A 13,596-nucleotide genomic window follows, 5' to 3' on the forward strand; every position below is an offset into this window, starting at 1 on the left:
GTGCTACGTGCTACGTGCTATTAGCTGTGAATATGGATAAGCTCGATTAAGGCATCCAATTGCTGCTTGGCTCCACCCTCTAACGAATACCCAATATTGATGCGTAAGCAATTGCTGTAAAGGTCGAGAGTGCTGAACAGGTGTCCAAGCCTAATATCAATGTTCTTCTCGGTAATGCCCTGAGCAAAGGCTGACTGGTTCAAGCTTGGGATTTGCAGCCAAAGCACCATGCCACCTAGTGGATTACTTATCTTCACATCTTGAGGAAGGTGCTGAGCCAAATAACTTAGGTATTGTTGGCGCAAAGACAAGATCTGAGTGCATCTTCTCCTCACGTGCTTAGCGTATTGGCCAGATCCAATAAAGTCAGCAACCGCAAGCTGAGTGGGCAGGGCAACGCTGTAGCTCGCAGCTGAGAACTGAGCCTTGTATTCGTTGATAAACCTGCCCGGCAAGCACCATCCCAAACGGTAACTCGGTGACAAACTTTTCGATACTGATCCACACCATAAGACAAAACCGCCTTTGTCGTAGTATTTCGCGGGGAGCGGCGTGTGTGAGGAGTAGGACAGTTCCAGATACACATCATCTTCAATGATCGGCACTCGATAGTGATTCGCTAATTCAGCCAGTTTCTGCTTTTGAGTGGCTTACATGTTGATCCCTTGAGGGTTCATATGAGAGGTACAAAAGATCGCGGCATCGACTTGTTTATTTTTCAAATGCGCTTCCAGTTGTTGCAAGTCGACACCATCATCTAGAGACGGGATCTCGATGATTTTTCGCGACATTTGTCCGAGCAATTCCAGAATACCGTTGAAACATGGCGAGCTAATAGCGATGGTGTCGCCTTCTTTAGTGCAAGATTCAAGTGCGGCCTTAATCGCAGACATACAGCCAGCCGTAATCACCATCTCTTCAGGTGAAAAGTGCACATCGAGCTTGGCAAAATGAGTGGATAATGCCTGTCGTAAAATCGACTCACCTTGTGTATCTGGGTAATGGTTAAGCCTGTTGCTCATACGCCTAATAGCGCGACGAAAACTTCGTTCCAGTTCAACGATTGACTGCTCATCATTGGTGGTGCTCGAAACCCCTAAAGGTCCGTTGATTGAGTTGTGAGTCGATGACGTTTGCCTAACGCTGGACACCTTACTCTCAAACTGTGCCCACTCTGGGGTTGAGTGAGCAGGTTTATGAGGAGAAACAAAATATCCCGCTTGCGGTCGAGAATGAATCCAACCTTGTGATTCCAGTTTTTGGTAGCAGCTCACCACGGTCGACATGCTGATCGCCTGTTGCTTGGCGCTACTTAGTCAGTTATGGCTTTGTGTTCGGTGTGGGTATCTGGGGGATGGCTTCATGGTCGATCACTGCTGGTTTATCGTCTGGGCTTTCATCGGTCTTACTTTCAACCAACGTATTAATCGGCATGGCGGTTGGCGTGTGGGTGTTCAAGGAGAGTGCTTCCGTTCGTAAGTTATTGGGTGCGATGCTAGCCATGTGTGCGTTGGCGGTATTGGTATCAGCAGCTACGGGTAATGTCACCGTTAATGGCGTGATCTTGATTATGATTGCGGCGTGCAGTTGGACCTTGATGGGCGTGATTGTTAAGGCATCGAAAACCACTCAAGCTTTTGCGTTCAATGTCTGGGGGATGCTGTTTGCTCCAGTGCCATTAGTGTTATTTGCCGTGATGTTACACGGTGACCAAATAATCTGGCAGGGCATCGAACAATGGGATTGGAACACGACGATTGCGGTGCTGTTTCAAGCTTACCCAACCACGCTATTTGGTTATTGGGTATGGAATAAGCTGCTAATCCAATACCCGTTAAGTACGACCGCGCCGTTAACCTTGTTAGTGCCTATCTTCGCATTGATTAGCGGTTACTTTATGTATGATGAGGTGCTGTCTGTGGCTCAGGTTGTTGCATCAATACTGTTTCTTGTCGGGATTGGTTTGATTGTGAAACCTGCGAATGTAACGAATACCAAAGCGACACAAACACTTGCTGAACAAAAATGATTGAAGAAAGCTGATATTGCATGAGCAGCTTTGAATGACAAATAAGACCTCGCACTTGTGAGGTCTTATTCTATGTCGAAGAAGTGAAGTTATTTAAATAACCAACTTACTAAGCAATCAACTAACCATACACGCAAGTAACTGGCTCTCAAGATCATCGTCTATTTCTAGACCGATCATTTCTATTCTGATTTCGATACACTCATCGAGTTCTGATTCCGTCAAGCCATCCTCTGTTAAGTTGTAACCGAAAACCTCAAAAGAACATAGGCTTTTATAAGTGAATTCGAATTAAATTCTGAAATGATACAAATCTTATATTTAATAACGCTTATTTAGTAACCTCTGTTGAGTTCCATATCAAATCAAGTGGCTGATTTTATTGGGTATCGGAGAAAAGTCTCAAAAATTATTATTTAGTTCGCTAAAGTTTTAAATTCTATTAATGGTTGTTTGTATGGAATATAACGCCATTTCGTTACTGTTGAGTAGATGGTTTTTAGCTATATATGTGAAATTTGAAGCGAGTTATCTTTCTGATTTGAAAGAATAATTAAATAGTTAAGATAAAAAAGTTGGCGAAAATCAGAAGCTTGGCATACACTTTCCTAGTAAATGACCTTATCTCATTGATTGAATAGGGTAAATGCTTTGGCGCTACTGGCGATGGTAGCAATGTTTAACATAGCTTTGAGGAAAGTTTTATGGCACTCACGAAGGCCGATTTGGCTGAGAACCTGTTTGAGACACTCGGATACAGCAAGCGGGATGCCAAGGAAACGGTGGAAGTGTTTTTCGAAGAAGTTCGTAAAGCGCTCGAAAATGGCGAACAGGTAAAACTGTCTGGTTTTGGTAATTTTGATCTTCGCGAGAAAAACGAGCGACCTGGTCGTAACCCGAAAACTGGTGAAGACATTCCAATTTCTGCTCGACGTGTTGTTACTTTTAGACCGGGACAAAAACTAAAGGCCCGTGTCGAAAATATTAAAATCGAGAAGTAGCCAAGCAATAGACCACGCCTAGCGTGGTCTTTTTGTATCTGCATAGAGTTTAAGCTAAACGCATTTCTTTAATTTTTAGTAACCTTTCTCAAACTCCATCTATTTACTGTCCGGTAAGAACTTGCTTTAGATGCGAAAACAGAGGCTAGGCCTCTGACTTTGAATCTTCACTCTAAAGGGCTTGTTGAACCTTACTTGCGATGTCTTCAGACACCCAAGGCTTCCATACCTGTGGTGAGCTTTCTAGAAAGTAATACATGGCTTCTTCGGCGTCGGCTTGGTTGTCTTCCATCCAGGCCAGCAACTCACTCATTTGTTTATTGGTAAAACCACGCTTTTCAAAGTATTGGTAGGCAAGAGGTTCGTTATTAGCAAAGGCTTCTGTGGTGATTGTGTGAACCGGTGCTGGTGGATACATGGTCACTTTAGGAGATTCACAATCAGGTTGTGTCGTACAGTTACGGAATTCCTCAATGTCAGTACCACTTCCGAAATCAACCTTCACCATTTCATACTTACCTAGCACAGGCGTAGGCGACCAGTAATATCCAAACCATGCTTTTTTGCGTTCGTAAGCTTTCGCTATCGTACCTGCTAAAGCGGCGCCTGAGCCGGGATCAACCATTTCAAAATTGTGATCTTCTAACTTAAGCGCATCGAACAGGTGACCGGAGGTAATCTGACAAGTCCAACCCGCAGGGCAGCTATAAAACGCAAACTTCTCATCATCTTCTGGGTGTTCAAACAGCTTTGCGTTTTTAATCACACCTTCAATGGTTGTAAGCTCTGGGTACTGTTCAACAAGGTAGTTTGGTACCCAGAAACCTTCTTCACCGCCGTTGACCAAAGACTTGCCCGCGTAACGTAGACGCTTATCCGCAACACCCTTATCCAACGCTTCTTTGATGCCATTAGTCCAAAGCTCTGGCGCAACATCAGGTTGACCTTTTTCAATCATTGACGTGCCCGTAGGGACGCTATCACCGGGGATTAAGTCCGCTTCACAGCCGTAGCCGTTATTCAAAATGAATTGGTCGACATGAGCAATAGGCTCGCCGAGTTCCAGTTCATGTCTGCAATGGTGATCTTTCCGCATTCGTCAGCACTAGCGTGTACAGAAAACGCAGCAAGTAGCGCGATGGAAAGCATGGATTTGTTATTCTGCATTGACGTAATTCCTTTTCTTGTCAGAAGCTTATTCGCTATAGAAACAGAAATGTTCGACGGAGAAAAGAGACTGAGATCTAAATTTAAACGATCTGATTATTTGGGATAGGAAGTGGAGAGGCTACTCAACAAGTACTAAAAAGGGCTGCGAGTGCAGCCCTTGTGATGTTTATTGGAATAGCCTATCTATGTGTTAAGCCGCTTTAATGTGCGTTGTAATGTACGGTTGCCATGCTTGTTGGTAAAGCTCTAAAGATTGGCGTCGTAGGCTATTGATTTGTGCCGCTTCGATATCGTTGATTGGGCGATGTTCTGCAATTGCGTGACGCTCAATGCCTTGGATAATTTCGTACAGCTCGTGCTCAGGACCACTTTTCACGTCAGCAATCGCTTTTAAGTGAAGTTGAACCTCTGCAATGATGTTGGTTTTAGGCAAACGAACCAACAAGTTAAGGTCACGGTAACCAGAGTCAGCCGGCGATTTAAACTTATTTTTCAGCTTAACAACGTCTGCTTCACGGCTTAGCGCTTCGTAAACTTCAACCAAGCTCTCTACATCGTTCGCGATGATAGTTGCACGGGCTAAGTCGGTAATTTTTGTCACATCACCATCAAGCTCAAGGGCGATTTTTTCTTCTGCGCGAGCTTGAGATTTAACGCCAGCAAATAGCGCTTCAGAATTGGTGAGTAGGGCAGTACTTTTACAGATAGTTTCTAGTTCAGCTTGGCCTTGATGCGCTTTGCTGTACAAAATATCGAAGTCGGTGTAAGGCTGAGTCGGGCGTGAGTCGAAGGCTTTGATGCCGTAAAGGCCGCTCAAACTATGACGGAATACGTTTGAAGATACTTGGTTTTGCGCAGGAGTGCGCGTTTGATCTGTTGAACTTGTTGAAACAGGTGCTGCTGCGAATGCAGGCGCTCGGCTCAATACCAAAAGCATTAGGGCCGTCGTACGGAGAAATACACTCATTCAAACTCCAAAATACAAGGTTACAAAAAACGGGTAGTCAAAAGGGGTAACCAGTAACGCAAAAGAGTAAAAACAGCTTAACTAAACTCACTACATATTTAATGGGGCTAGCTAAGACAGAAACCAACTCTAACGTTTAATATTGCTTTAAAATGTGAAGATATAGACAAATAATCCAACCGTTAGTTCCGCAATTATCAGAACTTTGAACTTAGCCAGTTTCTGATTTTATCGAAACCAATTTGGTACTTTAAACCAAGCTAAGGTTGCTCTTACCTCTCTATACTGTACCCTTGCATTATGACTGTTTAACATGAACGAAAGATGAATAATCCTGAATTTTGGCACAATAAATGGGCAGCCAACCAAATTGGTTTCCACCTCGAAGATGTAAACCCACTTCTGATTAAATTTTGGGAAAAGACTGAGCCTAGCTACGAGAAGAGTGTGTTTGTTCCACTTTGTGGCAAAAGTGAAGATCTGATTTGGCTAGCTTCAAAGCATGAAGATGTTCAAGGTGTCGAGTTAAGCCAGATTGCGGTTCGCGCATTTTTTGCAGAGCACCTTTATACGCCGACTGTGACTCAAATTAGCGGTCAGCACGAGCTCTACCAATTCGATGAACTGAACATCTACACAGGCGATTACTTCACAGCGCCAATCCAGCCTGTCGATACCATTTATGATCGCGCGTCTTTAGTCGCATTGCCTGAAGAGATGCGAGTGCAGTATGTAGAGCGTTTGAAACAACTGCTGAAACCGGGTGGTAAGATTCTTTTGGTAACACTGGATTACGACCAAAACGAAATGGCTGGGCCTCCGTTTAGCGTACCTAAGTTAGAGATTGCTCAATTGTTTGCAGGATACAAAATTACATTGTTGAATCAAGATATAGCGAACGATGAACATCCGAAGATTGCTAAGAAAGGCTTGTCTCGCTTCTGTGAAGAAGTGTATTTGATTGAGTCAGACGCTTAAGTTCAGTCTGCTTAGTTAAGCGAACAGATAACACCAACAAAAAGACGGGCTCGATAGCCCGTCTTTTTGTGGTTCAGATTTGAACTCGTGATTGTTCAGAATTGAATAGCAGGTTAGTAAATCACTTTTACTTTTGACGCGCTCTCAATTGCATCTTCAATCGCTGTCTCAGTGCTGTTGCGACGAGTAAGCGCCACACCAAGACGACGGCGACCATCGATATCAGGCTTACCAAACAAGCGAACTTGCGTTTGTGGTGCGTCTAGCGCTTCTGCAAGGCCTTCAAAGCGAATGTTGGTTGAAGTACCTTGACCAAGGATTACGGCAGAGGCACAAGGGCCATACTGAGTAATTGATTTGATCGGCATACCTGTAAATGCGCGTACGTGTAGTGCAAATTCCGATGAGTCTTGAGACATCAGAGTAACCAAGCCAGTATCATGTGGGCGAGGGGAGACTTCATTGAAGATCACGTGGTCGCCTTTAACGAACAGTTCAACACCAAAGATGCCGTGACCGCCTAATGCGTTAACCACTTGCTCTGCCGTGTATTGCGCCGCTTTAAGTGCGTTGTCAGACATGACCTGTGGCTGCCATGATTCACGGTAATCACCGTCTTCTTGACGGTGACCGATAGGTGCACAGAAGTGAACACCGTCGACAGCACGAACGGTTAGAAGCGTGATTTCGTAATCAAAGTCGATGAAGCCTTCAACGATTACACGACCCGCGCCAGTACGACCGCCTTCTTGTGCGTAGTCCCAAGACTTCTGAATGTCTTCCTCTGTTTTGATAACGCTTTGGCCTTTACCTGAAGAGCTCATTACTGGCTTAACAACGCAAGGCATGCCCACGAATTCAACAGCGGAAGCGAAGTCTTCAAAGGTGTCTGCAAAGCGGTAAGGAGAAGTGCTCAGTTTTAGTTCTTCTGCCGCTAGACGACGGATACCCTCGCGGTTCATCGTTAGCTTGGTCGCATTCGCAGTTGGAACGACATTTAAGCCTTGTGCTTCTAGCTCTACCAACTTGCTGGTGGCAATAGCTTCAATTTCAGGAACCACATAATCTGGCTTTTCTAGTTCAATGATCGCTTGAAGTGCATCGCCGTCTAACATGTCTAATACATGGCTACGATGCGCAACTTGCATTGCTGGTGCGTCTGCATAACGGTCACAAGCAATAACTTCCAAACCTAAACGTTGGCACTCGATAGCAACTTCTTTGCCGAGTTCACCTGAACCTAATAGAAGTACACGAGTAGCATTTTCACGAGTAGCAGTACCAAACATAGAAATTCCTTCCGATCTTTTGAACGATTGATTGAAAACGGGGTGATCATACTTATTTCAATGACAAAAGCAAACGTTTGCGCAAGTTGTTGCTTTAATTACAGGCATAAAAAAAGCAGCCCTGTTAAATAGGGCTGCTTATTTAAATTTTTGTTAATCAGATGTACTTAGATTGCTAAGTAAGTCACTGGAATGTCGGGATTAATCGCTTCTAATGTAGATTGCGTATCCGCTAGGTGACTGATGCTACCTTCTGCGATTTCAACCAAAGCAGCACTTTCAATTTGTTCGAAATCGAAGCCAGCCAGTTTAAGTTGAATCAACGCCACTTGTAGAGGAGGTAAGCTTGGGTTGAACGCTGCGTTTTCAGCGTAAGCACCGGTGAAAATCTCACCCGACGTCAATTGCAGTGAAACACCACTTAGGTTTTTGGTGTAAGGAGCATGGCTGCGGTTTAGTGCTGCTAGCGCTTCTACAACAATAGGCGTTGTTTCTTCAGTCGTGTGCTTATGATCAAGCTTAGTCATTAGGCCAGTCGTCACACCTAAGTCGGCAGGGCCGAATGAGTCTGGTAGGTACTCTTGCAGAGACATTTCATCACGTTGTGGAAGCTGAACTTTAAGTTCTTTTGCTGTGGTCAGTTCGTTCATGAATTGACGACAGTGACCACAAGGGCTGAAATTGATTGTGATATCAGAGATACCTTGCTCGCCTTTCATCCAAGCGTGGCTGATTGCAGATTGCTCAGCGTGTACTGTTTGGCCAAGTTGAGCACCAGCAATTTCAAGGTTTGCACCAAAATACAGAGTGCCAGATAAACCACGCACGATTGCACCAACATAAAAGTCAGATAACGGAGCGTAAGAATAGGCTGCGGCAAAAGGAAGTAGCGCAATACGTAGCTCGTCATCCGCTAAACCACTTGCTTGCAGTAGGCTAGCAAATTGTTCTGGAGACAATGTCGCGTCAAAGTTGTCTGCTAATACGATGTCACTCAAAAGCGCTTTCATTGATGATGGAGCACTTTCCAGCGCCAGGGTAATACGACTGTTCATGTTGAATCCTTAATTGACCTTAGGCTTTAAGTTTATGCAATGCTCAGGAATTTTCTGTGATAAAGATCACTATTGAATTGTTGTTGTTACATTGGTTTGCATAATTAGAGTGAGGTCACACTTGAAATCGATTACAAGAGCCATTTATACAGCTGATATCGCACTTATTGCTCGTAAAAGACCGTGACTTGACTGCTATTGCTAAATAAATGCGAATAAAAAGCCCAAACAGACACTGTAATAAACAGCATTCTGGTTGGGCTGAATCGCGTAGTGATCGTTTAGGTTAAGAGTAGAACCAAACCACGAGCGAAAATATACTCGGTGCGATGATTGAGGTGATAACCCCACAAAGAACCAATGCCAACGAACTGAATGCCGCATCTTCTTGGTTCTTTTCAGCACATGTCGCAGTGCCTAATGCGTGAGATACCGTCCCCATGGTTAAACCACGGGCGATCGGGCTCTTAATACCAATGAGATTGTAGATTGGATAAGCAAAAATTGCCCCAAACAGACCAACAATCAATACCAATATTGCCGCAATCGCTGCTTCACCACCTAAATGGCTCGATACTTCCATTGCAATTGGCGTGGTGACTGATTTGCCTAACAAGCTCGCAATCAAAGTTAAGTCCGCTTTAAATGCTACTGCGATCACTGCCGTTGTTGTCATCGACATCACACTGCCTAGCGTGCAAGCAAAGGTAATGATGCGCCAGTTGGCTCTGATTTGAGGTAGCTGCTCATAAAGTGGGTAAGCAAGTGCAACAACCGCAGGCTGCAGCATGTAGGTAATCCAAGTGTTGTCAGCATAGTAAGTCTCAAACGGTACTCTAAAGAACGTGAGAATCGGAATGATGATACCAATGCTGATAAGCAGGGGGTTACACAGCGGCGAGTTTACTTTTTGACTTACCCAGCGAGCAAATAGGAATACCACGATGGTGAGTAGAATCCACATGATCAGTTACCTCTCGAAAGCAAGCGGTCTAAGAACCATGATAAGGATACTAACACCAATAATGTGCCACCAACGGCGCTCGCCATAATTGGCAATGCGTTCGTGATGAGCATGTCGAAATGATCCATCAACCCAACACTGATCGGAACAAACAGTAAGATCATTAGGCGGATAATCAAGCTTGCACCGGGCTGTACCCAGTGCGAAGGAACAATACCAATCACCATGGCGGCAAACAGAATCAACATGCCAAAAATACTGCCTGGAATTGAGGTATCCAAAAAGTGCTGTAACGCGTTACCTGCTGTAAGTGCACCTATGATTAAGGTGAAGGAGATTAAGCAGTAAACCAGTTGGATCAATCTTTCTTTCAAAGTGTTACGTCTCTTGATAATGGAATTAGCTAGCTAACTTTTCTACGTACTGATAAACCGCCTTCAAGATAGCCATTTTCTTCTCGTCGCTTTCATGTTCATGCGCGAGGTTTTCAAGGTTGAGCATGTACTCTTCTAAACGGCTTTCATAAAACTCACGACAATGGTTCGCCCATTTCAATTGCTCAGCTTCGTCGAGCGTCCATGGGAAGTTACGCGCACGGTAACGGAACAGTAACGGTTTAATACGTTCATCACCGAAGGTGATATCTAAAGCTGCCAAGTTATTTGGGTCAGTTTCGCGAATGATGTTCATCGCTGTTTTATCAGCAGGTGAGAAGAAACCGTCATAAAGGTGTGTATCAACATCATCACTCTTTTCGTACTCTCGCTCTTGTGAGTACAGGCCGATCAGTTTTTCGCGGATCTCTGGGTGTTCGCGCAGCAGTGCCAAGTTCTTCAAGCATTGTTGGCGATCAATACCGATGGTTTCGGCATTTTCAGCCGTCAGCGTTTTAGCTGGAGCAAGAATAGGGCACTTGTTCAGTTGAACCAATTTGATTGGTACGGGTAGCTCGTCTTCACCCAGTTCACTGCGTTTGGTGTAGAGTCTGTCTCTGAGTTCATCAGCGTCCAGTTCTAACAGTGGGCTTGGATCTTTGGCTAAATCAACCACGATAACGGCATTTTGATTGGTTGGGTGCCAAGCCATAGGCACAATCCAACTTGTGTAGTTGCAGTCACGGCCAAACATGCCCGAAACGTGCATCAATGGTGTCATGTTTACAATATCAACCAGGTCATTCAGCTTACGCTTATGACGCATGTTGTAGAGGTAATCGAACATCTTAGGTTGTGCAGCTTTCAGCTTCTTCGCTAACTCGATGGTCGCAATAACATCGGCCATCGCATCGTGCGCGTTCTCATGTTCAATGCCGTTTGCCACAGATAGGTGTTCCAGTTTGAAGCTTGGATAACCTTCTTCGTTCTCTGGCCAAACAATGCCTTCAGGGCGCAGTGCGTGAACAGCGCGCATTACATCTAACAGATCCCAACGCGAGTTGCCGTTCTGCCAACTCCACGCATATGGGTCGATGAAGTTTCGGTAACAGGTGTAACGCGTTACTTCATCATCGAATCGAATACTGTTGTAGCCAAGGCTTGTGGTGTTTGGTTTGGCTAACTCAGCATGGATCTTAGCGATAAACTCTGGTTCAGGAAGACCTTGTGAAGCCGCCTTTTGTGGTGTGATACGGGTGATCAGTGCAGCTTCAGGCGCAGGGAGGTAATCAGCGGGAGGTTGGCAATAGATAACCAGAGGCTCTCCAATAACATTAAAATCTTGGTCGGTACGAACACCCGCAAATTGACTCGGACGGTCTTTTGCTGGGCTAACGCCCCACGTTTCGTAATCGAAAAAGAAGTAGGTCGGCTGATTATCTGAACTCATTGAATTTCCTGAACAGCAAGCGCGGAACGTTTACTGTGGCTGAAGGTTAGTTTTGTTCAGTATCTGATAGTATGCGGTACGCGTGCAACCCAGATCACAAATAAATTGCCGGAAAACGGTGCTTTACTATTCAATCGAGTCGGTAGGGAAGGTTTTGAATCCAATTGAGGCGGTTTCTTAGTTAATACAATCTGTCTATCGTCCGTTTAATCCGATGGAGGCGAGAGTATCAACTGGACTTTCTGCTTCATGGTTAACTCTCGGTTCTTCAAATCTTTGAATATGGCCTTCCATTCTTGAAAGGTGACCACTATCGGATTAAAACTGTTCACGGGTTTGGTGACGCCATAACGTACAGTTTCAACTTCAGGTTCGAATGTACCAAATAACTTATCCCAGATAATAAGAACGCCGGCGTAGTTCTTATCAATGTATTGCGGGTTTTTGCCGTGATGTACTCGATGATGCGAAGGGGTATTAAAGATGTATTCAAGTGGCCCCAAGCTTCGTATCCATTGTGTATGGACGAAGAACTGCAAACCTAGATTGAGAAGCACCACAAAGATGACCCACTTAGGGGCAAAACCTATGATGACCAACGGTATCCAGAAAAGCCACATCCCAGCAAGTGGATACATTAAGCTTTGACGGAAAGCCGTACTGAAGTTCATGCTTTCTGAACTGTGGTGTGCCACGTGTGCTGCCCACATCCAGCGAACACGATGGCTTGCTCTGTGGAACCAGTAATAGCAAAAGTCTTGCAACACCATCAATACAACAAAACTCAGCACGCCCATTTCAATGTCCATTAAGCGCCAACCAAACATCCAGAGATACAGCTGCACGACCAATAACCCGGTGAGCAAATCGGAGAGTTGATGCATTCCCGCCAGCGTGAAATTACACATCACTTCTGAAAGCTTATAGCTGGAGTTATCAGGCAGTCGACCTTGCTTCTGACCGATAAAATACTCAGCCAACATGCACACCACGAACAAGGGCGCTAATACCAGCAGTAGCCATTCTGGGTAATTGATTAATGCGTCGATATTCATGTTTTATCCTTGTTGAGACGCCATACGCGTTCTTAGTATCAAGTTTACTTAGACTTGCTCGCCTGAAATTCAGTTAGCAAAATTTCGCTACCAGCGAGCAAAGTGATCTTCTGTTAGGCCAAGAACACCATCGAGTTGATGTGTCACTCCATTGATGTCTTCAATCGAGCCAGAAAAGTGACCAATGAACTGACGAAAGTTACTTTTTAACAGCCATAAATTGAGCTTTTCGCTGCGATTATTTAAGGGCGTAAAGGTCAGGTTTATACGTCCATCTTGTGATGTTATCTGCCAAGGTAAATTGGTGTCTTGGCGACTAAACGCAAACTGTACCGGGTTAAGTAAGTGCCGAGTTCCATTGATCCATAAAACGTTCTCGCAGCCTCCGGTTTCATTGACGCCTGCTGCGAGGTTCAAGCCAATATCTGTCCCATTGGATTGCGTGTTGATGCTTGCCCAGCGCCAACTGGTTTCACGTCTCATGTAACCCGCTGAAAAGTCATAACCGGCACGAGCTTGTTCGAGAACGAGTGATTCTCCCTTGATTTGGATTTCACCGCTGATGCGCAAAGCATTGTGCTTTTGGGTGTAAGTCCAACCTGAATAACCCGTTGGGCTGCACATCGCCATGGGCAAGCTGTCGGTTTCAGGCTCTAAAGAAATATCGGCCTTGATGAATTTCGTATTCAAGCGAACTCGCCATTGTCCGCCCTCGATATAGAAAGCAATGCTTTGATCTGCAATGCTTGTCTTTCCTTCAAATGGTGAAGGCGTTACATGCTTATCAAACCCTAATGGCCTCAACCAAGATGACTCTTGCAGATGGTTGTTTTCTATGTCGTACAGATAACAAAATGCCGAGCCTAAGTAGCGAATATCCGCGATAGCGACGCCGATAATGTGTGTGTCGGTGACGATGCTGACAAACTGGAATTGCTTATAGTGGAAGTGCTTCTGCCAAGGGTTTGCTTTTGAATCCATCGAGTTTCGGTAGTCAAAGTTCTCGATGTTTAGGTGTTTAAGGATGCCATCGAAATGCCCAATGATCGGCTGACCATTAGAATTAATCAAACTGTGTGGGGCTGGGTTGGTTTTTATCATTGCGATGGTTCACATTATTTTAACAACTAAAGCCATTGTGCGATGAGTAGCGTAGAATTGGGAGGTCATATTCGGACAAGAGCGCGTTACCAATCACGATTTTGTCAGCATGTGTTGTTAAGGCTGAGTAGTCATGTTGATGGGAATGGGCTCGATATAAGGA

Annotated in this window: 10 protein-coding genes and 4 pseudogenes; 3 read left to right on the top strand and 11 right to left on the bottom strand. The window is 44.8% G+C overall.

Going from position 1 to position 13,596, the window contains the following annotated elements; translation table 11 throughout:
* Nucleotides 1-20: 20 nt before the first annotated feature.
* A pseudogene (locus AB4263_RS07610) lies at nucleotides 21-1,307 on the bottom strand (PLP-dependent aminotransferase family protein); the annotation flags it as partial.
* Between AB4263_RS07610 and AB4263_RS07615 the strand changes: the two are divergent.
* A pseudogene (locus AB4263_RS07615) lies at nucleotides 1,298-2,029 on the top strand (DMT family transporter); the annotation flags it as partial. The pseudogenes AB4263_RS07610 and AB4263_RS07615 overlap by 10 nt on opposite strands.
* 117 nt (nucleotides 2,030-2,146) lie before the next feature.
* Here the strand turns inward: AB4263_RS07615 and AB4263_RS07620 are convergent.
* Nucleotides 2,147-2,284 (bottom strand): annotated as a pseudogene (locus tag AB4263_RS07620) (GTP-binding protein); the annotation flags it as partial.
* Nucleotides 2,285-2,733: 449 nt separating this feature from the next.
* Here AB4263_RS07620 and ihfA point away from each other — a divergent pair.
* The gene (gene ihfA / locus AB4263_RS07625) at nucleotides 2,734-3,030 is read left to right on the top strand and encodes an integration host factor subunit alpha (RefSeq protein WP_004734853.1); all 297 of its coding nucleotides are present in this window, start codon (nucleotides 2,734-2,736) and stop codon (nucleotides 3,028-3,030) included.
* A gap of 172 nt (nucleotides 3,031-3,202) precedes the next feature.
* Here ihfA and AB4263_RS07630 read toward each other — a convergent pair.
* A pseudogene (locus AB4263_RS07630) lies at nucleotides 3,203-4,197 on the bottom strand (ABC transporter substrate-binding protein).
* A 193-nt stretch (nucleotides 4,198-4,390) separates the two neighbouring features.
* Entirely contained in the window at nucleotides 4,391-5,167 is a 777-nt protein-coding gene (locus AB4263_RS07635) for a RelA/SpoT domain-containing protein (RefSeq protein WP_017059130.1), read from the bottom strand.
* Between the two features lie 324 nt (nucleotides 5,168-5,491).
* On the opposite strand from AB4263_RS07635, the gene AB4263_RS07640 reads away from it, so the two are divergent.
* Nucleotides 5,492-6,145, top strand: coding sequence for a thiopurine S-methyltransferase (locus AB4263_RS07640; protein WP_372098020.1), 654 nt, complete (start codon nucleotides 5,492-5,494; stop codon nucleotides 6,143-6,145).
* A 113-nt stretch (nucleotides 6,146-6,258) separates the two neighbouring features.
* Here AB4263_RS07640 and purT read toward each other — a convergent pair whose 3' ends face one another.
* The 7 genes from purT to AB4263_RS07675 all read right to left on the bottom strand — a co-directional run bounded on the left by purT (nucleotide 6,259) and on the right by AB4263_RS07675 (nucleotide 13,433).
* Nucleotides 6,259-7,434 carry a formate-dependent phosphoribosylglycinamide formyltransferase gene (gene purT / locus AB4263_RS07645; RefSeq protein WP_137002067.1) on the bottom strand — a complete coding sequence of 392 codons (1,176 nt, stop codon included), beginning with the start codon at nucleotides 7,432-7,434 and terminating at the stop codon, nucleotides 6,259-6,261.
* A 167-nt stretch (nucleotides 7,435-7,601) separates the two neighbouring features.
* Nucleotides 7,602-8,489 carry a cytidine deaminase gene (gene cdd / locus AB4263_RS07650; protein ID WP_333008851.1) on the bottom strand — a complete coding sequence of 296 codons (888 nt, stop codon included), beginning with the start codon at nucleotides 8,487-8,489 and terminating at the stop codon, nucleotides 7,602-7,604.
* Between the two features lie 286 nt (nucleotides 8,490-8,775).
* On the bottom strand, nucleotides 8,776-9,453 hold the full coding sequence (locus AB4263_RS07655) for an LrgB family protein (protein ID WP_017059134.1): 678 nt from the start codon (nucleotides 9,451-9,453) through the stop codon (nucleotides 8,776-8,778).
* A gap of 2 nt (nucleotides 9,454-9,455) precedes the next feature.
* On the bottom strand, nucleotides 9,456-9,827 hold the full coding sequence (locus AB4263_RS07660; protein WP_371702364.1) for a CidA/LrgA family protein: 372 nt from the start codon (nucleotides 9,825-9,827) through the stop codon (nucleotides 9,456-9,458).
* 25 nt (nucleotides 9,828-9,852) lie between these two features.
* Nucleotides 9,853-11,277 (bottom strand): exodeoxyribonuclease I, encoded by a 1,425-nt coding sequence (gene sbcB, locus AB4263_RS07665; protein WP_017080644.1) that lies wholly within the window; start codon nucleotides 11,275-11,277, stop codon nucleotides 9,853-9,855.
* Nucleotides 11,278-11,483: 206 nt separating this feature from the next.
* Nucleotides 11,484-12,332, bottom strand: a complete 849-nt coding sequence (locus tag AB4263_RS07670; RefSeq protein ID WP_017059137.1) for a sterol desaturase family protein — start codon at nucleotides 12,330-12,332, stop codon at nucleotides 11,484-11,486.
* Between the two features lie 87 nt (nucleotides 12,333-12,419).
* A complete protein-coding gene (locus AB4263_RS07675) occupies nucleotides 12,420-13,433 on the bottom strand; it encodes a DUF2804 domain-containing protein (protein ID WP_372098021.1) in 1,014 nt (337 codons plus the stop codon).
* Nucleotides 13,434-13,596 lie beyond the last annotated feature (163 nt).

Source organism: Vibrio sp. 10N.261.55.C5 (genome assembly GCF_041470505.1).
GTDB lineage: Bacteria > Pseudomonadota > Gammaproteobacteria > Enterobacterales > Vibrionaceae > Vibrio > Vibrio crassostreae_C.